Annotated in this window: 13 protein-coding genes; 7 read left to right on the forward strand and 6 right to left on the reverse strand. The window is 54.1% G+C overall.

What is annotated here, in order from left to right:
- The first annotated feature begins 134 nt into the window (after nt 1-134).
- The 4 genes from M655_RS01385 to M655_RS01400 all read left to right on the forward strand — a co-directional run bounded on the left by M655_RS01385 (nt 135) and on the right by M655_RS01400 (nt 5,537).
- Nucleotides 135-1,421, forward strand: coding sequence for an IS110 family RNA-guided transposase (locus M655_RS01385; protein ID WP_221843694.1), 1,287 nt, complete (start codon nt 135-137; stop codon nt 1,419-1,421).
- A gap of 408 nt (nt 1,422-1,829) precedes the next feature.
- Entirely contained in the window at nt 1,830-3,068 is a 1,239-nt protein-coding gene (locus tag M655_RS01390) for an MFS transporter (RefSeq protein WP_005831145.1), read from the forward strand.
- 185 nt (nt 3,069-3,253) lie between these two features.
- Nucleotides 3,254-4,351: a nitric oxide synthase oxygenase gene (locus tag M655_RS01395; protein WP_025848125.1), complete on the forward strand. Its 1,098-nt coding sequence runs from the start codon at nt 3,254-3,256 to the stop codon at nt 4,349-4,351.
- A gap of 217 nt (nt 4,352-4,568) precedes the next feature.
- Complete coding sequence (locus M655_RS01400) at nt 4,569-5,537, forward strand: iron-hydroxamate ABC transporter substrate-binding protein (protein ID WP_007778264.1); 969 nt, start codon at nt 4,569-4,571, stop codon at nt 5,535-5,537.
- 68 nt (nt 5,538-5,605) lie between these two features.
- On the opposite strand, the gene M655_RS01405 is transcribed toward M655_RS01400, so the two are convergent.
- Nucleotides 5,606-7,237 carry a family 10 glycosylhydrolase gene (locus M655_RS01405; protein ID WP_007778267.1) on the reverse strand — a complete coding sequence of 544 codons (1,632 nt, stop codon included), beginning with the start codon at nt 7,235-7,237 and terminating at the stop codon, nt 5,606-5,608.
- A 201-nt stretch (nt 7,238-7,438) separates the two neighbouring features.
- Here M655_RS01405 and M655_RS01410 point away from each other — a divergent pair, with 201 nt between their 5' ends.
- Nucleotides 7,439-8,392 (forward strand): PGAP1-like alpha/beta domain-containing protein, encoded by a 954-nt coding sequence (locus M655_RS01410; protein ID WP_005831153.1) that lies wholly within the window; start codon nt 7,439-7,441, stop codon nt 8,390-8,392.
- A 338-nt stretch (nt 8,393-8,730) separates the two neighbouring features.
- Here M655_RS01410 and M655_RS01415 read toward each other — a convergent pair whose 3' ends face one another.
- The 5 genes from M655_RS01415 to M655_RS01435 all read right to left on the reverse strand — a co-directional run bounded on the left by M655_RS01415 (nt 8,731) and on the right by M655_RS01435 (nt 13,280).
- Nucleotides 8,731-9,384: a YHYH domain-containing protein gene (locus tag M655_RS01415; RefSeq protein WP_007778273.1), complete on the reverse strand. Its 654-nt coding sequence runs from the start codon at nt 9,382-9,384 to the stop codon at nt 8,731-8,733.
- A 136-nt stretch (nt 9,385-9,520) separates the two neighbouring features.
- Complete coding sequence (locus M655_RS01420; protein ID WP_005831157.1) at nt 9,521-10,153, reverse strand: LysE family translocator; 633 nt, start codon at nt 10,151-10,153, stop codon at nt 9,521-9,523.
- Nucleotides 10,154-10,426: 273 nt separating this feature from the next.
- Nucleotides 10,427-12,184 carry an SH3 domain-containing protein gene (locus M655_RS01425; protein ID WP_035422924.1) on the reverse strand — a complete coding sequence of 586 codons (1,758 nt, stop codon included), beginning with the start codon at nt 12,182-12,184 and terminating at the stop codon, nt 10,427-10,429.
- Between the two features lie 14 nt (nt 12,185-12,198).
- A complete protein-coding gene (locus M655_RS01430) occupies nt 12,199-13,134 on the reverse strand; it encodes a hypothetical protein (RefSeq protein ID WP_005831161.1) in 936 nt (311 codons plus the stop codon).
- The gene (locus M655_RS01435; protein ID WP_007778284.1) at nt 13,131-13,280 is read right to left on the reverse strand and encodes a hypothetical protein; all 150 of its coding nucleotides are present in this window, start codon (nt 13,278-13,280) and stop codon (nt 13,131-13,133) included. The genes M655_RS01430 and M655_RS01435 overlap by 4 nt, the downstream gene beginning before the upstream one ends.
- Nucleotides 13,281-13,456: 176 nt before the next feature.
- On the opposite strand from M655_RS01435, the gene M655_RS01440 reads away from it, so the two are divergent.
- Both M655_RS01440 and M655_RS01445 read left to right on the forward strand, forming a co-directional pair.
- Nucleotides 13,457-15,256 carry a vWA domain-containing protein gene (locus tag M655_RS01440; protein WP_026557641.1) on the forward strand — a complete coding sequence of 600 codons (1,800 nt, stop codon included), beginning with the start codon at nt 13,457-13,459 and terminating at the stop codon, nt 15,254-15,256.
- A 12-nt stretch (nt 15,257-15,268) separates the two neighbouring features.
- On the forward strand, nt 15,269-18,652 hold the full coding sequence (locus M655_RS01445) for a tubulin-like doman-containing protein (protein ID WP_005830182.1): 3,384 nt from the start codon (nt 15,269-15,271) through the stop codon (nt 18,650-18,652).
- Nucleotides 18,653-18,654 lie beyond the last annotated feature (2 nt).

Raw genomic sequence — 18,654 nt, forward strand, 5'->3', positions numbered from 1 at the left:
CACATGAGGAGCCATTCCTGTAATGAAGAAATTTGAGCTTTGAAAGAAAAAAGCGCCTCCTGTATGCTGGGTCTTGGAATGGTCACATTCACACTGCCCTAATGAAAAGGAGGACGCTCTACATGAAGTATAAGCTGAAACAGAAACAGAATCAACGGATTACACGAATTACCGAAAAAACACTGGTTGTTGGCGCGGACATCGCCAAAAAGATTCATGTAGCTCGAGCCGTGGATTTCCGAGGCATTGAGCTTGGGAAAGAATGTGTGTTCCACAACGATCAGGAGGGGCTAACGAAACTGGCTGCGTGGATGAAGGAGCTTGGCCGGATACATGAGAAAACCGACATCGTATTTGGCATCGAGCCTACCGGACACTACTGGTTCCCGTTAGCGGCATTTTTGAAGGAGCAAGACATCAGGGTCGTCGTCGTGAATCCGCACCATGTGAACAAGAGCAAAGAACTTGAGGACAACTCGCAGACCAAGAGCGACTACAAGGATGCGAAGGTCATTGCCGACCTGATTCGGAGCGGGAAATATTCAGAGCCCAATTTGCCGACCAAGGAATATGCAGAGCTACGCATTCTGATGAATTTTCGGGAGAAGGTCATGGTGAGCTTGAATCAAGTGAAAGCTCGGATTACAAACTGGTTTGACCGCTACTTTCCGGAGTATCCACAAGTGTTTAAGGACTGGGAAGGCAAGGCATCACTGATGACCATGCGCCAGTTTCCCACTCCAGAGGAGATTGTCTCGATAGGCGCCAGAGGCGTTCTCACACATTGGAAGACGGAAATCAAGCGTGGGGTGGGCATCAAGAGAGCGGAGCAGCTCTATGCTGCCGCTACGGTCTCTATCGGGCTTACCGAGGGGCTGACAGCTGCCCGAATCGAGCTTGCCGCCTTGCTGCAGCAGTACGATCTGTACTGCAAGCAAGAAGAAAGCATTATGACGGAAGTCCTGCAGATTCTGGAGAAGATCCCCGGAACGAAGCAAATGCTGAGCATCCCAGGGATTGGCATTCTGACCGTCGCCGGCTTCTTGGCGGAGGTTGGCGATCTGAACAACTACGACCATGGACAGCAGATCATCCGTCTGGCTGGGCTGAATCTGACGGAGAACAGCTCTGGAAAACGTAAGGGAAAGACCGGAATCAGCAAGCGGGGGCGCTCTCGCCTAAGAGGCATCTTGTTCCGCTGCATGCTGCCGATGGTAGCCAAAAACAAAGAGTTTAAAGCGCTCCACGAGTATTATACAACGCGTAGTCAAAATCCGCTCAAGAAGAAGCAATCGATTATCGCCTTATGTGGAAAACTGGTTCGCGTCCTCTATGCACTGGGGACAAAGCAGAAAGAGTATAACGCAAACGAAGTATTGGGGCCGATTCGACAAGCCCAGCTACAACAAAGTGCTGCATAAAGCTTATCAACAAACCTGTCATCTCGCTTATTCACATGTGTACAACCATGACAACGGAAGCACCGGAGAAGCCGAAGAATTATAATCCATAAGGGCAACGACCCAGTCGAGGAGCTAGAATCGGCCTCCACCCCTTGAGAGGTAGAACGAAGGAATGTAAGGGCATAGACCCAGCGTGACATGGGAGGGTAAACCCCGAGGGCGGATGTGGAGATCCACTGTGCGATCATACCTTTTTATCCACAGTCTGGAAACTGGTGATTGCAGGCTCTATTCCCGCCACAGCCCTTACAGAAATATTTGTATCTCCTTCAATCTTCCGACAAGAGCTTTAAGATGTCAAAGTTAAAAAACAGAGAATGAGCGAGAAAACAGGAGAAAACATTACTTTATAGTGGGAGGATGTATATGAGTACGAAAAAAGAAAGCTGGAAGCAAACCTTTTACACGATTTTTGCCGGGCAGGCCTTTTCGCTATTGGGCAGTGCCGTTGTGCAATTCAGCATCATCTGGTGGCTGACAGAGAAGACGGGCTCGGCGCTGGTGTTGACCATCGCTTCGATGGCCGGCTTTTTGCCCCAGGCTTTGGTCGGCCCTTTTGCCGGAACGATTGTCGATCGGCTGGACCGCAAAAAAATCATGATTGCCGCCGATATGTTCATCGCCCTCGTCAGTCTCGCCCTGGCGATTCTGTTCCTGAGCGGGATCGAGCCGCCTGTTTGGGTCTTTTACGCCGTTCTTGGCTTGCGTTCGATTGGTACGGCGTTTCACATGCCGTCAATGCAGGCTTCGATTCCGTTGATCGCGCCGGAGGATCAGCTCATGAAGGTGCAGGGCTGGATTCAGACGCTGACTTCTGCTGTCAGCATGGCTGGCCCGATGCTCGGTGCGTTTTTGTTGGCTTATTTTTCGATGGAAACCGTGCTTTTGCTTGATGTCGCAGGGGCGCTGCTGGCAAGCGCCGCCTTGCTGCTCGTGCATATCCCGAATCCCGAGCGCAGCGTGCCGGAGGAAGGCGAGCGCGGCATGCGCAGCGAGATCAAGGCAGGGCTGCGGGAACTGATGAAGTCAAGAGGCTTGGTGGTCATCACGGCCGCCATCGGGTTCACGAGCTTCGTGTACGTGCCGGTAGGGGCGCTGTTTACGCTTATGGTGTTAAGCCACTTTGGCAAAGGGGCGTGGCATGCCGGAGTGGTCGAGTTTTCTTTTGCGGCAGGCATGCTCGTCGGCTCGATTTTGTTGGGTAGTTGGGGGGCCAGGCAAAATCGCGTGTACTTGCTGACGGGCGGAATAGCGCTGTTGGGGCTGGGGCTGTTCTTCTCGGGGCTTTTGCCTGCGTCCGGTTTTGTCGGGTTTGTGCTGCTGTCGGGGCTGATGGGGATATCGGGGCCATTGTTTGGCGGCCCATTTGCCGTGCTGCTGCAAACGACGATTGACCCCGCTGCTCTGGGGCGAGTGATGTCGCTCGTCAACAGCTTGATGCTGATTGCCACGCCAATCGGCTTGCTGGTGGCAGGCCCGGTAGCTGAGGTGATCGGGGTCAACAACTGGTTTTGGCTCTCCGGTATTGCCATTGTGCTTATCGGAGTGTTCACCTCGCTCGTTCCAGCGGTGAGAGAGCTGAAGGCAGCCCAAGCAAACCAGTAGACGTCTGCATAGAAACAGCCAGGGTCACGTCAGGTGGTTCTGGCTGTTGTTGTTCACAAAGATGGCACGAGGTTTTACAGTTATGTGTCGAAACGCCTGGGAGATTGGTAATGCAAGTTGGGGAAAATTATAATGAAGGTACATACGCAGCGAGCAAGCGCCTTTTCAGCGGGAAAGAGGGTACTATGGAACCAAATCAATTGATGGAAGCAGCTCAACGTTTTATCCGCACCTGCTACAGCGAGTTGAACAAGACGGCGGCCGAGACAGAGCAGCGTTTGCAGGAAGTCCGGTACCAGATCGAGTCACAAGGCTATTACGAGCACACAGAGGAAGAACTGCGCCACGGGGCGAAGATGGCCTGGCGCAATAGCAATAGATGTATTGGACGCTTTTTCTGGGAATCGCTCATTGTGATGGACGAGCGCCATGTCCAGACAGAGGAGGAGATGGCCCAGGCGTTGCTGCGGCACATCGAGTTCGCGACGAACGGCGGGAAAGTGCGTCCGACCATTACCGTTTTTGCCCCTGCCATACCAGGGCGGCCGCAGATGCGCATTTGGAACCATCAGTTGATTCGCTACGCCGGGTATGAGACGGAGTACGGCATTCTGGGCGATCCGGCTTCGCTTGAGCTGACGAAGCTCTGTTTGAGCCTGGGGTGGCAAGGGGCTGGCACGCACTACGACATATTGCCGCTCGTCGTGCAGATTGGGGATCGGCAGCCGCAATTTTTTGAGATACCGCCAGAGCTGGTCATCGAAGTGCCGATCACGCATCCGGAAATAGCGGGCTTTGCAGACCTTGGCCTGCAATGGTACGGCGTGCCGATCGTCGCGGACATGCGTCTGGAAATCGGCGGCCTGGATTATGTGGCGGCTCCTTTTAACGGGTGGTACATGGGGACCGAGATCGGGGCGCGCAATCTGGCGGACGAACAGCGCTACAACATGCTGCCAAAAGTCGCGGAGGTCATGGGCCTGGACACGAGCCGGGAAGCGACGCTCTGGAGAGACAAGGCGCTGGTGGAGCTGAACGTGGCCGTGCTGCATTCCTTCAAGGAAAAAGGCGTTTCGATTGTCGACCATCACACAGCCAGTCAACAGTTCAAGCGCTTTGAGGAAAGAGAAGCCAAAAACGGCCGGGAGATTACAGGGGACTGGACGTGGCTGATTCCGCCGATTTCTCCTGCGGCTACCCACATTTTTCACAGCACGTACGACAACAAGATGGAGTCGCCGAATTTCCACTATCAGGCGAAGCCGGATTTGCCCAAAAAATAAGGGAAACAACAGGCAAAATGTCGCGGACGACGGTTCGCGGCATTTTTTTGTACAGATAAATGGGCGCACAAGCTCCCGCCAGGAAGTTTGCGCAAAAGCAGGGCCTGTAAAGGATTTACAGTTATTTTCTTGCACAGAATAGGTGGCGAAATCGGCAAGATGTGATAAAATTAGTCGATAATGATTATCATTATTAAAAATGTGGGGGAGATTCATTTTGCGCAAAACCGGATCTTTCAAAGTCATCTTACTGGCATTTATGCTGGTTCTCGTCGGGGTTTTGTCGGCATGCGGACAAGCTCCGGCCAATAATGCGGCCCAACCGGCTGCTCCGGCCAAAACCGAGAGCAGCGACGAGTTTATCACCTATCAGGCACAAAACGGAGAGGTGAAAATCCCGAAAGACTTGAAACGGGTGGTCGTGCTGGCAGACAGCTACGTCGGTGATTTTCTCGCGTTGGGCATCAAGCCGATCGGGATTACCGATCATGTGATGAAAAACCCGTACATGAAAGGCAAGCTGGACGGCATTGAAAGCGTTGGCGACGGCTCTTCCGTAGAGAAGGTGCTCACCATGAATCCAGACTTGATCGTCGTGTTCGAAGGCGACAAAAATCTGGCGGAGCTCTCCAAAATCGCGCCGACCGTTGCGATTCCATACGGCAAGAAAACGTTCCGCGAGCAGCTTCAAGAGTTCGGCAAAATGACGGGCAGAGAAGACAAAGCCAATGAGTGGATTGCTTCCTGGGACAAAAAGATCGCTGAGCTGAAGCCAAAAGTACAGGCGGCGGTAGGCGACAAAACGGTTGCCATCCTGCAGCCTTACGCCAAAGGCATCTATGCATTCGGACACAACTACGGCCGAGGCGGCGAAATCATTTACGGCGAATTTCAGTTGAAGGCTCCTGCTGCTACGCAAAAGGCTGCCATTGACAGCGGCACCGGTTGGGCGGAAGTCTCGCTGGAAACATTGCCGGACTTCGCTGGCGATTACATTTTCACAAGCGCATGGAGCGGAGATGACGCCGATCCGGAAGCTGTCTACGGCTCTAATGTCTGGAAGGGACTTCCCGCTGTGAAAAACAACAAAGTATTCCAGCTCGACCGCGATGGTTCTTACTTCAACGACCCGATTTCGCTGGAAGCCCAGCTTGATTTCATCGTAGAAAAACTGACGCAAAACTAAGCCGATCAATAGAAAACCCCCGAGTCAGAAACAGCACAATCGCTGTCTGACTCGGGGGTCTTTTGCTGTTAACGGCTGTAGTAGCTGCTGAGTGCTTGCAGCAGGCCCAGCGGATTCTTGCGCAAATCTTTGGCGCTGAAGAAGACGCTGCCCTGGACTTCAGGGATTGTCGCGTTGAAATTCAGTTGATTGATAATCTCCTGAGAGCTTTGCCAGCCTGCTTCGGCTGTGCCCAGCTTGTAAGGAGAATGGCCGATGAACAGCTTGACGTTGGTGCCGCGTACCTCGTTCGCCCACCAGGTGACGAGCTTGTCGTACTGGGCCGGGGCAAAGGAGAGGCTCCAGTAAATTTGCGGCGTGACATAGTCCATCCAGCCTTGCTTGATCCAGGTGCGGACGTCGGCGTACATATGGTCGTAGGCAGTGACGCCTGCTTTTGTATCGGAGCCTGTCTTGTCGACGGCGATGTTGCGCCAGACGCCAAACGGGCTGATGCCGAACTGGACATGCGGCTTGGCGCTTTTGATCGCCTGGTTGAGCTGCTGCACGAACTGGTTGATGTTGTCGCGGCGCCAGTCCGCTTTTGTCGCGATTTTTTTGCTGTTGTAGCTTTTGAAGGTCGCATCGTCGTTAAAGGTGCCGTTGGACGGATAGAAGTAATCGTCCAGATGCACGCCGTCGATGTCGTAGCGCTGCACGACTTCCATGATCTCGGCAATGATTTGCTGGCGGGCTTGCGGGATGCCCGGATTGATGTACAGCTTGTTGCTGGAATTGACGATCCATTCCGGATGTTTTTTCACGACGTGAGTGGCGGCGAGCTGGTCTGTTTTCGCGTCCACGTTGGCGCGGAACGGATTGAACCAGGCGTGGAACTGCATGCCGCGGCGATGTGTTTCCGCCACCATGAAGGCGAGCGGGTCGTAGCCGGGATTTTTCCCTTGGGTGCCCGTCAAATATTTGGACCACGGCACGAGGGAGGACGGGTACAAGGCGTCTGCCGAAGGGCGCACCTGCACGAACACGGCATTCATTCCCATCGCTTGCAGCTCGTCCAAAAGCTGTATGTATTCCTGCTGCTGCTTGGCCTGGTTTCCGTAGGAGCCAGTCGAAGGCCAGTCCAGATTGTACACGGTCGATACCCATACGCCGCGCAGCGAACCGCTATTGGAGACGGGAGGCGTTGGCGGAACGACGACGGAGCTGTCGTTTCCACCCGGAATGTCTTGCGGCGGCGGAGTGACGGCTACGGGGCTTCCCGTCGACAGCGTGATCGTTCTCGTTTCCTGCGTCCAGCCTACCTGCAGGCCAAGCTGCTCGGAGACAAAGCGGAGCGGAACCATGACCCGGCCCTGTTTATTTTGGACAGAGGCATCGAGAGGCACGGTGCTGTCGTTGACGAGCGCGTAATTTTGGTTGATCGTCATGGACAGCACGGTATCGCCTTTCAAAATCGTGGCCGTTTGCAAGTTTTGATCCCAGTAAACTTCTGCGCCAAGACTTTCGCTGATGACCCGCAGAGGGACCATCGTGACATTGACTTTGGGGATGATGTACGGAGCGACATCGCTTCTGACTTGCTGCCCGTCCAGAAAGATGCTGATCGCAGGAGATGCCTGCGCAGCATGCACAGATGTCCCCATCGCTGGAATGCACAGCACGAACGTAAGCAAAAGCATAAACCACTTGCGTAACTTCATTTTGTGAATCCTCCGACACATATTATTTGCTGCAAAACTCTCGCTAATCGTTAGACGTCTTATTATATCGTTTGTTACGGTGGTGTGGGAGGAGAATTGATTCGATTCTGTTCATTTCGACAAAAAAGCTGGCTGGAACCACCCAAGCCGACGGGGAATAGGCAAAGACATAGGCCGTTTTTTAGGGAGAGGAATAGCTGCATGAGTTCTTTTCTTTCGCAAAAGGTGCCGATCGTGTTTGTTCCGGGGCTGTTTGGGTCGATGAACAATCAGATTATACCGGGGACGGGGGACTGGAGCTTCGGTCTTGCGCGAACCGCATACGAGCCGTTCATTCGCATGCTGGAAAATATGGGGTACAGACTGAATGAACAGTTGTTTGTCGCTTTTTATGACTGGCGCAGGCCCATTGGCATTTCCGCGGAGCACTCTCTCGTGCCCGTCATCCAATGGGCGAAGCAGGTGACGGGTGCAAACCATGTCAACCTCGTCTGCCACAGCATGGGCGGCCTGGTAGCCAGAGCGTACGTGCAAGGCGATACGTACCAAAACGACGTGGACCAACTGCTTGTTTTTGCCACGCCCAACGCAGGCTCGCCGATCAGCTATTGCTACTGGGCAGGAGGAAAGCTCCCGCGCCCGGTTCCGGGAAAAAGAAATGTGCTGGAAATTTACATGAACGTATATCTCGCTTATTTGGAGCAGGGCAGGCCGTTTAAACGCGTCCAGGCGATCCAGAGGCATTTTCCGAGCCTGCTTGACCTGGTGCCTGCCGCCGACTACGGGGACTACTTGCTGGAGAAGAAAAACGGGGCGGAGAGCTTTGTTCCGTACAGCAGCATGGTGGTCAAAAATCATTACATGGACCTGCTCAACAGCACGATGGGGCTGATTTACGAGCGCAACATCCGCATCACGGTTGTGGCAGGGATTGGGCAAGAAACGATTCATTACTTGCGCACGGTGCCGTCGCTTTCCCCGACCAAATGGGTCGACGGGAGAGTCGTTGGTTCCATCAGCAGCTCGGCAGGCGACGGCAGCGTCATGGCCAAAAGCGTGTTTACGCTGGAGGGAGACAAATATTACGTCGAAGCAACTCATTTGGATATTTTGTACAAGAGCGAGCCGCTGCTGAGACAGCTTCTGGGATCGTGAAGCGAATGTGGCAGGTGCTTTTCGACAAAAAAAGAGGATTGGGCCAGGGGGAACCGGGCACAAGTCCTCTTTTTCCAGTATAAGGGCAACCAAGGCTGCGTCAATGGCTTGGCGCAGCCAAGTTTTCTAATGCAGAGCAGAATGGATGCGAGGCGTAGCCAGTATTCGTGCAACGTAGGCTACGGTAATTTTTCGGCCCATACAAATTCTCAACATGTGTCTGGACAGCTTTGGCATCGGGGCGGACAGGCTGCGCACAGTAAAAAGGCCGGGCGAAGGAAATCTCCAGCCCGACCTGCTGTTTTCTTTTGACGAATGTGTGGTTCGTCTGCTCGCTGTCAGTAAGCGACGCTTTTGGAGACGAAGCCGACCAGGACATTTCCTTGCGCGTCCTGGGTGGAGCCGTAATACCAGTCGCCGTGCTCGCCGACGACCTGGACCAGCGCATGCTGTACGGCATAGCCTCTGCCGCGGCTTTCCGCAGAAGGCGTAGCGAAGAAGTAGCCTTTTTCTGCATGAATGCTGACCGTTTTAGGGGTGATGGGAGTATAGCTGGTAATGACTTTCTTGGAGACGAAGCCTTGTCCGATGGTGACGAATTCCGGGTGAGTGCCGGAGTCGACAAGCTCAAAGCCATACCAGAGCGTCGTGGTCACCGGCGAGTCGGCAGAGGGAGCGGCAAAAACATTCGCTTGCTCTACCGCTACAATGACTTTGGGTGCGACTGGCTTCGGCTGCTGCACTGGTTTGGCCGCTGGCGGCTTGGGTGTGGCGGGCTTCGCCTGGCTGTTGCCGGAAGAACGGCCGCCGGAAGAGTTGCTTCCTTTGTTGTGGTAGTGGTACTCGCCGTACTTCAAGCCCCATTTTTCGCAATTCGTTCTGCAAGTATGTCCGCCGTTTGCATCTGTGCGACCGGGATGCGCTTCCAGCGATTGAAGAGGGAATAAAATAACGGCAAGAATGAGAGCGAACAAAAATGCTGCTTTTTTCATGGTTATCCTCCAAAAGTATCATTTTGAATATTATACCAATTTTTCTGGCGTTTGGACGAGGACAGACGCAAAAAAACCGGGTAGTTTGCCCTACCCGGTGTAAGTCCGAAATGTATTTTGCCAATGACCGCAGTGGTCAAGGAGTAGCTTTGGCCCGCAGCAGGTTCAACCCCATCCCGATAAAGACGATCCCGGTCAATTTGTTCAGGATAGAGGAAAAATGCGGATTGTTGCGCAGCTTTTGCGTGACGAACGAAGCGAACAGTGCGACCAGGCTGAACCAGATTCCGCCCGTCAGCGTGAAAGTCAGGCCCAACAGGAGAAAAGGCAGCGGACCTGTGTGGGTCGCGTCGACGAATTGCGGCAAAAACGCGATGAAAAACAAAGCGACCTTCGGATTGGTAACGCTCGTGACAATCGCTTGCCCGTACACCTTCCCCGCTTTCCGGCCAGGCGAGGCCGTGGAGTCGAACGACAGCGCTTCCTTGGTCATGAACATGCGCACGCCCAGGTAGACGAGATAGGCGACGCCGAGAATTTTGACGATGTTAAAAAGCACGACCGATTGGGCCAGGATGAGCGACAGGCCGAAAGCAGCCAGCACGGTGTGAATGAGCGAGCCTGTCAGGATGCCGAGAACAGAGAGGATGCCAGCCTGACGTCCCTGCGAAATGCTGCGGCTGATAATGTACATCGTGTCGGTTCCGGGAATCAGGTTAAGCATGATCGCTGTCAGTACAAACGCTTCGTAATGAACAATGCCAAACATCTCTCTTCACACTCCATTCATCGCAAGACAGGACGGTCACCATGCCTGTCTGGGCGCGCGTTCCCCTATTTTTGCTTAAACAACTGCTCTTATTTTGCCAACACTGCAAAATCTGTGTCAATAACAACATGGTTTGCGAAACAGCCCGTAATTCAATCCGAGTACGAAAAAAAGCCCCTGACGACAAAATCGGTGACAGGAGCTTTTCTCATATCCGTGCCGACTGCCATGGCCGAAGCAGCGACAAGTTGCTTAGTGCGCTGATGGAACGCCTTACGGAGCGGTTTGCGGAGTGCGTATCCACCCCTCTTGTCCGTCCAGTGTAATCCGGGACCAGCCGTTCAGCTCTGCGCCGATGGCGAGAGACTCGTCTGCCACCACTTCGCCGATCACGTCATACTCTTCGCCTGGCCCCGCAAACACCTGCACGGTTTGCGGCTCGGCGGCAGGCTCCTCAGCGGCCGGGGCGTCAACGCCAGTGCCAGTGCCGGAGGAATCCGTATCCGTTTCAGCCTCGTCCGCGTCAGGCGCCATGTCGGCGACCTTTTCGACGTAGGCCAGCCCTTCGGAAGTGAGCTTGAACCGGGCGTACTCCTGCTTGCCTTTTCCTACCGCATTCTTAATGATGGCATGCTCGGCATCTTCTACCGCAAATTCGTCCGCTTCGATCGCAAAGCGCTGCTCCATCGTCTTTTGCGACAAGTCAGGCAGCAGGCCCGTGTAGGAAAACTCCCGCTCTTTGCCCGCCGCCTGCACGAGCAAGACAGGCGCTTTGGCGCCGCCCAGAGCGTCCGCGATATGGACGCGCCCCGATTTTATGTCAAGGCCGTCAAAGCTGTGCTCCAGATAGACGAGCGAATCATCCTGCAGCTTGGCTGCAACGTACAGACGCTGATCCTCCTCCACGAGGCCATACGCATACAGCTTGGCTCCCCATAGATCGGTACCGGAGAAGATTTCTGTAAAAATTTTGTCCGGGTATTTGACCGCAAGCAAACGGCCTGGGTCATAGTCGAGCCAGCGATTCTCCACTTCCGCTACGAGCGTCGCCGTGTCTTCCAGTGGGCTCAGCTCCTGATACAACTCAATCGCTTTGGAAAATTGGCGCGACTTGGCGTACTGCTCCGCCTCCCGCAAGCGAGCTTTCAGATGGTCGCTGATCGTATCGAGCGCACGGGAATCATCCGGGAGCACATCCTGTATTTTCCGGTAAACGGCCGCCATTTTGACGAACGAGGCGAGGTCCTGCTTGCGAATTGCTTCTTTCAGTTCGTCCTGCGCGTACTTTTCCAGCCGCGTCAGCAGCCAGTCTGCCGCAAAGCTCTGCTCGGCATAGTGGCGCAGACTGCTCGCCGTCCTGAAAATCACTTCCTCAAAAGAGGCGTTGTTTATCAAGGAGCGCAGCTTCGTTTTTTCATAGTGCTCAAACAGCGCCAGCAGCGCTTCCTGCTTTTGGGGCTGGCCGCCGTAGTACTCCGCGGGAATGGCGAGCAGCGTATCAATGAACGATTCGTCGCGATAGCTTTCTTTGTCCAGATTCGCCTGCGACTGGCCGCGGGCAGCCTGCATCGCCTGCTGGTAATAGTCGGACCAGCCTTTTTCCAGGCGCAAATGAGCGGACAACTGCTGGAAAAACGCAGCCGCTGCGCCAGGCTGGTTCGCGTATGTCTTTCGCATGGCCTGGTATGTCTCATACGTCTCCAAAACGTCCGCGTCCTGTTTGGCCTGCATGGCGGTTTGCGCTTTTTGCTGAAGCCCCTCCATTTCCAGACGGATCGAGGTCAACTGCGACATGAGCGCGCTCCACTGCTCGTCCCCGTAGGAGATGGCGCCGATGTCGCTGGCCCGGGCAAAGCTTTCCTCGGCTTGCAGCAGGTTGTTGGCTTCATAATAGGCTTTGGCCTGATCGTACAGGGTCATCTGTCTGTACCCGAGCACAAGCTTGACGCAAACAGCGACAAGCGCGACGGAAAACACGATGAGCGCCACATTTCGGACAAACAGCGATTTTTGATAGGATGAGATTTTCATCAAAGGCGGCTCCTTCACAGTACGCCTTTAAAATCAGGATCAAAGGCGAAATGCGTATCTACCCTGTTTTTGGTAGAATGATATAGTTGCTCCCAGCCTTCGCTTCGATGCGTCTGGAGCATTTTGGCGAGCCGCAGCAGCCGTTCGCGAGGCAAATAATCCATAAATTCGATAATCAGGTCCTGATACTCGTCCACATACGTCCTCATCCGCAAAGCCGCGCCAGCCACTTGCCCAATCAGTTGCTCCCCGTTTTCCAGCAGCAAAATTTGCTTTTTGTAGCGCCGGACGTAATCCAGTACGGCTTTTTTGACCAGCGACGGCTGCACTTTGACGACTTCACGCACGTATTCCATGAAGTCTTTGTCATAGGTGGAGGGGATCAGCGTTTCCAGTTCAAGCTCCATGTCCTTGCGCAGCACGAAGTGATTCAGAAACATGATTTTGCGAATTTTGATCGTATCAGAATCGACAAAATAGCCGATTTCTCGCGTTTTTTCGTAGGCTTCCTTGATCTGTCCGGCCTTGACGTCGGCTCCGACCTGTTCCAGATGCTGCAGCAGCGATTTTTTGAGCGCTTCTTCCTCGCGGGTGAAAAACGTCAGCAACTGGGCGTCTCTCTCATACGAACCGTACTTTTTTTGCATCGCGAAAAAAAGGCAAACGAGCAGCAAGCCCACGCCAAAAGCAACGGCTATCTGCACCAGCGTGTCGGCACAGAGGATCGCGAGGCAAATGAACAGGCCGAGCAGCAAAAAGCGCGTCTGCACATAGCGGCGCGTCACGGCAGCGGAGACTTCGCGAACCGGGGTGTAGGCTCTGCCGCACGCGTCACAGTGCGTATCCCAGAAGACGTGGTACGTGTGGCATCGTTTGCAGGCCATGATCCGTTCAAAAGCGTGCGCCGTTTTCCGACTCTTTCGAAATTGAACACCGATTCGTTTTCTCATGGCTGGTTCCTCTTCTCATTTAACAGACGGTGAAGATGCTGATCGATTTCGGCTGCGGAGAGGTTGCGCCGTTTCAGTCGCAGCAGCTTGAAGAAACGCACTGCCAGCAGCAAAAAAGCGGCAAAGAGAAGGAAATAAGTTAACATAAAAATTCTCCCTCATAAAAGTGTCGAAATCTGTAACAAAGAATCACGTCGTATCGTATTACGAGTAGGAGCGCAATCATCTACTACTTTTTCACTATTCTTTAATCTAGTGGTATAGTGTCACAGTCTTACTTTGTTTGCAATAGTACTTAAATTCTGTACGCAGAGGGGTCCTCATGAAAAAGTTACGTTTTGGCTTGTGGTATCGATACGCATTGTGTCTCATGGTTCTGTTTGTGTCAGTCATCTACGGTGCGCACCCAGGCTTTGCGCAAACCGCCGGAAACAGCATGGATGCGGTACTCGTCGTGGACGTCAGCAACTCGATGACGCAGAGCGACAAGAACAAGGTCAGCAATGAAGCGATGAAAATGTTCGTCGACATGACCTCGATTCAGGCGAACAAGATCGGCGTGATTTCGTACACCGACAAGATCGAGCGGGAAAAAGCGCTGATTCAGGTCAATTCCGAGGAAGACAAGAACGATATCAAGGCGTTTATCGACAGCCTGCAAAAAGGGGCGTACACCGATATTTCCGTCGGGGTGACCGAAGCGGTGAAAATTCTCGACGCAGGGCGCGATCCGGCCAATGCGCCGATCATCGTGCTGCTTGCTGACGGCAACAACTATTTGAACAAGGCGTCTGGCAGGACGCAGGCCCAGTCTGACCAGGACCTGCAAAAAGCGGTCAAGGAAGCAAAAGACAAAGGCTACCCGATCTACACGATCGGCCTGAACGCGGACGGCCAGCTCAACCGCACGACTTTGCAGCAGATTGCCTCCGAGACGAACGGCAAGTTTTTTGAAACAAGCACAGCGGACAGGCTCCCGCAAATATTGAGTGAAATTTTTGCCAATCATTTGAAGCTCAAGGTCGTCCCGGTCAAAAGCTTTACAGCGAACGGCCAAGCCCAGGAAGTTCCGATCTCCATCCCGAACGCGAGCGTCATGGAAGCGAATATTTCGATCATGTCGCCAAAAGCGGTGAAAGTGAAGCTGTTTGACCCGGCGGGCAAGCCAGTGGCGATTCCGTCCGATCAGGTGCGGCTGAGCAAATCGAGCGCGTACACGATGGTCAAGCTGGTGAAGCCACAGCAGGGCGACTGGAAGCTTCAGGTAAAAGGCGCTCCCAAGGAAAAAATCGACATCAATCTGATCTTCAACTACGACTTGCAACTGGAGGCAGAGCCGCTCCAGGCAACCAGCTTCAAAGCCGGGGACGTCGTGCCGATCAAGGCCGCTCTCGTGTCCAACGGCCAGCCGATCACAAGCCCCGACCTGTACAAGCAGATGAAGGCGACGCTGATCGTGGAGGACAAGACGGACAACAAAACGAGCGAAGTTGCTTTGAATAACACTGGCAGCGGATTTGCCGGCAGCTTCATGATTCCCGCCGACCATGCTTACGAGCTGAAAATCAAGGCGGAGGATACGAGCTTTTACCGCGAGACGAAGCCGCTGGTCGTGGATGCATCGCAGACGGCTGGCGCAGGAACGACGAAGCCGCAGCAGCCGACAACGACCGCGCCTGGCGAACAATCGAAACCATTTCCGTGGCTGACCGTAGTAGGAGGTGCGGTGCTCCTTACCCTCCTGATCGGAGCCGGGCTGTACGCGCTGGCGCTCTGGCGCAAGGCCAACAAAGGCTTCATCGGACAGATCGCGATCGAAATCGTGGACGAGGACACAGGCGACAAATCCAATCCGCAGTACAAAAAACTGAGCGCGTTCAAAGGAAAAGTGAAGCTGCACCAGCTTCTGCAGCTCGCACCGGAGTTTGCGGAGACGGAGAAAGTCATCTTTTTGCCGGGAAGAAATGATACGCTGATTATCGAGAACCGCTCCACCTGCCGGATCGAAAAGGCGGGACGCGTGCTGGATGTCAGCCGTGGCAAAGAACTGAAGAAAAACGATCGCATCAAAATTTCGTTAACGAATGTCAACAAGTCCGTTTATGTAGACTACATCGTCTAGGAGTGGATCGGTATGAAAGCAGTAGTGAGAGAACATATTCAGCAACTGGACGTATCGCTTGGCGGCGGTATCGTCAGCGACAAGATTCGTGTAGACACCATCGACAACCCGATGCTCGTCATCGGGCTGGGCGGGACAGGCATCGACGCGCTCTTGCGCCTCAAATATCAGGTGAACAGACGCTTCAAGCTGCCAGTCGATGCGCTGTCGAAAAAACGCAAGGAAAAGCCGGACAATATTGAATTTATCGCGTTTGAGACGAACGAGCACGACCGCAACAAAAAGTACAAAGGCATCGGACTCGATCCGGTGACCGAGTTCGTCCTGTTGTCCAATCCGGAAATCGGGGGCGTGCTGCAAAACCGCAGCATTCTGGAGCCGTACATAACGGAATGGCTCTCGCCCGAGCTGACGATTACAGACGGCATCAGCGGGGCATCCGGCGTGCGCCAGGCAGGGCGGCTGCTGCTGTTTACCAAAATCACGCAAGTCGTCCAGACGATTGAGAAAAAGATCAAAATGCTCTGCGAGGGCACGAACAAAAAGCTGACCGTCTTCCTGTTGAGCGGCTTGTCCGGCGGGACAGGCAGCGGCTGCTTCCTCGACATCGCCTACATCGTGCGCGGAATTTTGGAGCGCGACTTCGGCAGCGCCGGGGTGGACAAGGTCAATACGCTCGGCTACCTGTTTACGCCGGACGTCAACCTGTCGAACAAAAGCCTCAGCTCGCACACGCGCGACTACATCATGAAAAACGGCTACGCCGCGCTCAAGGAGCTTGATTACTGGATGAACGCCGACGAGCGCCAGGAGCGCTTTCGCCAGCAGTACGGCAATGTGCTGACGGTGCAATCGCCAATGCCGCCGTTCAACCTGTGCCATCTGATCTCGGCGACGAACCTCGAAGGCAAGGCGCTGGAAAACGCCTATGACTACTGCATGAACGTGACGGCGGAGAACATCACCAACTTCATGGCGAGCGAGGAAAAGCGCTCCGGCGAAGAGTTCGCCATTCACGACTACATTAGCAACATCCGGACGAACATCAACCAGATGCCGAAAGCGTACGCGGCCAACTACCAGTACAACGTGATCGGCGCTTCCTCGGCAGTATTGCCCATCGAGGAAATGACGACCTACCTGGCGTACCGCCTGTTCAAAAAGATGGAGAAAATGTTCCACGTAGCGCCGACGCAGGAGGATGCGGAGAAGTTCGCCCGCAAGCTGGGAATTGATATCGACTCGGTCTCCCGCAAATTCGAGGAGCGAGTGCCGGAGCCGCTGCCAGGCTACGAGAACAGCGAGCGCCTCAGCTACAGCAACGTGATTTCGCAACAAGTCGTGAGCATCGACCACGAGCTGGAGCAAGGCTACCTCGCCAAAGCGCGTGAGGCGTACATCAAATGCAAGAAGCAGACGCCAGGCGAAATGATCGGCGTATTCGGGGAGATGATTACCCGCGTCTTCCTGCACCCGCAGCAAGGGCCGTTCTACGCGTCGCGTCTGATTCATTCGGACAAAGGCTTTTGCCTGATGAAAATGATCCTCTCCTACGTGGAAAGCTTGAAGGCCACGCTGGAAAGCTACCCGCGGGAGATCGAGGCCGCGAGGGAAAACGCCAACGAAAAGCTCGGCGATGCTCGCAGCGCGTTCATTTCCAAGGAGAAAAAGAAAAACCTCTACATCGAGGCGAAAATCAACGAGTACCAGCTCCTGGCCGACCAGGAGAAGCTGGAGCAGATGATCGAGTTTTACGAAGAGCTGCACCGCCTGCTGAATGCGGAAAACAACCGGATTTACAACGTGTTCACGGAGGTTTTGAACGCGCTCAACCAGATTTTCGAGCAAAACGGCGACATCCTGATTAACGGCGGAGAAGAGATGGACCGCACAGGCAACAAGACGTACTACTGGAACATCGTCAGCGTGCCGGATATCGCCAAGGTGGTCGGAAACATCCTGGAGCAAAAAGACGCCGACGACCTGATCCGCGACTTCACGAGCGAGCTTTTGCGCCACTCCGACAAATGGGTCAAGGAGCAGGAGCTGGATATCGTCAGCTCGATCTCGGAATTTCTCTCGGAGAAGTTCGGCGAGCTGATTACCAAATCAATGGAAGAGTTCCTCGTCATCAAATACGGTCAGGACGAGACGCTCGACCGCATCGTGGAGCGCAAGATCGCCAGCAAGCTGGACGAAGAGGCGATTCCGGTCTTCCATCTGAGCAACAATCTCGGCAACATGCACTTCCCGTCGTGGGGCTTCGTGTCTGTTCCGCTGAAAGCACCGTCGATTTTGAAAGGAATCAAAAACTATCAGAATACGGCGATTAGCGGCTCGCGCTTCACGGTTAAGGAAAGCGAAGTCAAAAACCGCATTTTCTGGCTGAATACGAAAAACGGGGTGCCGCTGTTTGCCTACACGCCGCTGAAGGTGTACGAGGAAAGCTACGAGCGCACGATTCTCGACCGCGAAGGCATCGGCCGCCACCTCGTGCAGACGGAGAAAAACAACTGGGCGTACCTCCCGTCGCCAATCCCGGAAAAATCGTGGGGCGACACGTACCAAAACGAGCGGATCAAAGCTTACAACGCCAAGGTTCGCGAGCTGTTTGCGCAGGCCATGCGCTACGGCTGCATTCGGGAAAAAGGCGACGACAGCAAGACGAGCAACCGTTACGAGTGCGTAGTGTCCAAGCCGTTTTCGATCAACGCATTTATGGAGAAGTACCAAAGCGACACCGCCAAGCTCAGTCCCGGCGAAATCAAGCGGGCGTTGGCAGAGCTTAGAGGCTTCATGAAGGATGGGCTTGCGCAGGAGAGCGTTCGCGACATTTTCGGCAGCATCAACGAAGAGCTGGCGAAGGAAAATCTGATCCGCTCGCCGCAGCTCATTCGCTTGCTCGAAGAAGAGGTGCGCAAATACGCGGAGATCGAAGCGAAAATCCAGGAGCTGGAGCAAATCGTCAACGCCATCCAGGGTGAGGAGGAGCTTTTGACCCGCTATATCGAGGCGCTGTACACCGGCACGATTTGCAAGCGCGGCGCCCTGTACGTCTACGACAAGGACGAGGAAGAAGAAGCGTGGGAGCCGTTCGTCAACCTGATGAAAGTGAACAAGCACGTAGAGTTCGCCATCTACGAAAAGTTCCGCGCCCTCGACCACAAGAGCATGGCGGCGATTCAGCGCAAGTCGGCCAAGCGCAGCGACGCGTTTGTCTCGGCGGAGGATACCGAGCAACTCGTGAAAAAGCTGGATGAAATCGCAACGGCGTTCCAGAGCGTGAAAAACGATCTGGAGTACGACCGCGACGAGTACGTAAACGGCGAGGAAATGTACCAGTTCTACAAAAAAGTGTGGGCAAAAGTAAACGACATGCGCAAGACGCTGCAATAAAC

Source organism: Brevibacillus sp. NSP2.1 (genome assembly GCF_000470975.2).
GTDB lineage: Bacteria > Bacillota > Bacilli > Brevibacillales > Brevibacillaceae > Brevibacillus > Brevibacillus agri.

What these genes read in the sequence shown, in the direction of transcription:
- M655_RS01420 (WP_005831157.1), bottom strand. Translation starts at nt 10,153, where the DNA reads ATGTTTGGCATTGTTCATTACGAAGCGTTTGTACTGACAGCGATCATG.
- M655_RS01435 (WP_007778284.1), bottom strand. Translation starts at nt 13,280, where the DNA reads ATGTTAACTTATTTCCTTCTCTTTGCCGCTTTTTTGCTGCTGGCAGTG.
- M655_RS01415 (WP_007778273.1), bottom strand. Translation starts at nt 9,384, where the DNA reads ATGAAAAAAGCAGCATTTTTGTTCGCTCTCATTCTTGCCGTTATTTTA.
- M655_RS01430 (WP_005831161.1), bottom strand. Translation starts at nt 13,134, where the DNA reads ATGAGAAAACGAATCGGTGTTCAATTTCGAAAGAGTCGGAAAACGGCG.
- M655_RS01410 (WP_005831153.1), top strand. Translation starts at nt 7,439, where the DNA reads ATGAGTTCTTTTCTTTCGCAAAAGGTGCCGATCGTGTTTGTTCCGGGG.
- M655_RS01390 (WP_005831145.1), top strand. Translation starts at nt 1,830, where the DNA reads ATGAGTACGAAAAAAGAAAGCTGGAAGCAAACCTTTTACACGATTTTT.
- M655_RS01425 (WP_035422924.1), bottom strand. Translation starts at nt 12,184, where the DNA reads ATGAAAATCTCATCCTATCAAAAATCGCTGTTTGTCCGAAATGTGGCG.
- M655_RS01445 (WP_005830182.1), top strand. Translation starts at nt 15,269, where the DNA reads ATGAAAGCAGTAGTGAGAGAACATATTCAGCAACTGGACGTATCGCTT.
- M655_RS01440 (WP_026557641.1), top strand. Translation starts at nt 13,457, where the DNA reads ATGAAAAAGTTACGTTTTGGCTTGTGGTATCGATACGCATTGTGTCTC.
- M655_RS01405 (WP_007778267.1), bottom strand. Translation starts at nt 7,237, where the DNA reads ATGAAGTTACGCAAGTGGTTTATGCTTTTGCTTACGTTCGTGCTGTGC.
- M655_RS01395 (WP_025848125.1), top strand. Translation starts at nt 3,254, where the DNA reads ATGGAACCAAATCAATTGATGGAAGCAGCTCAACGTTTTATCCGCACC.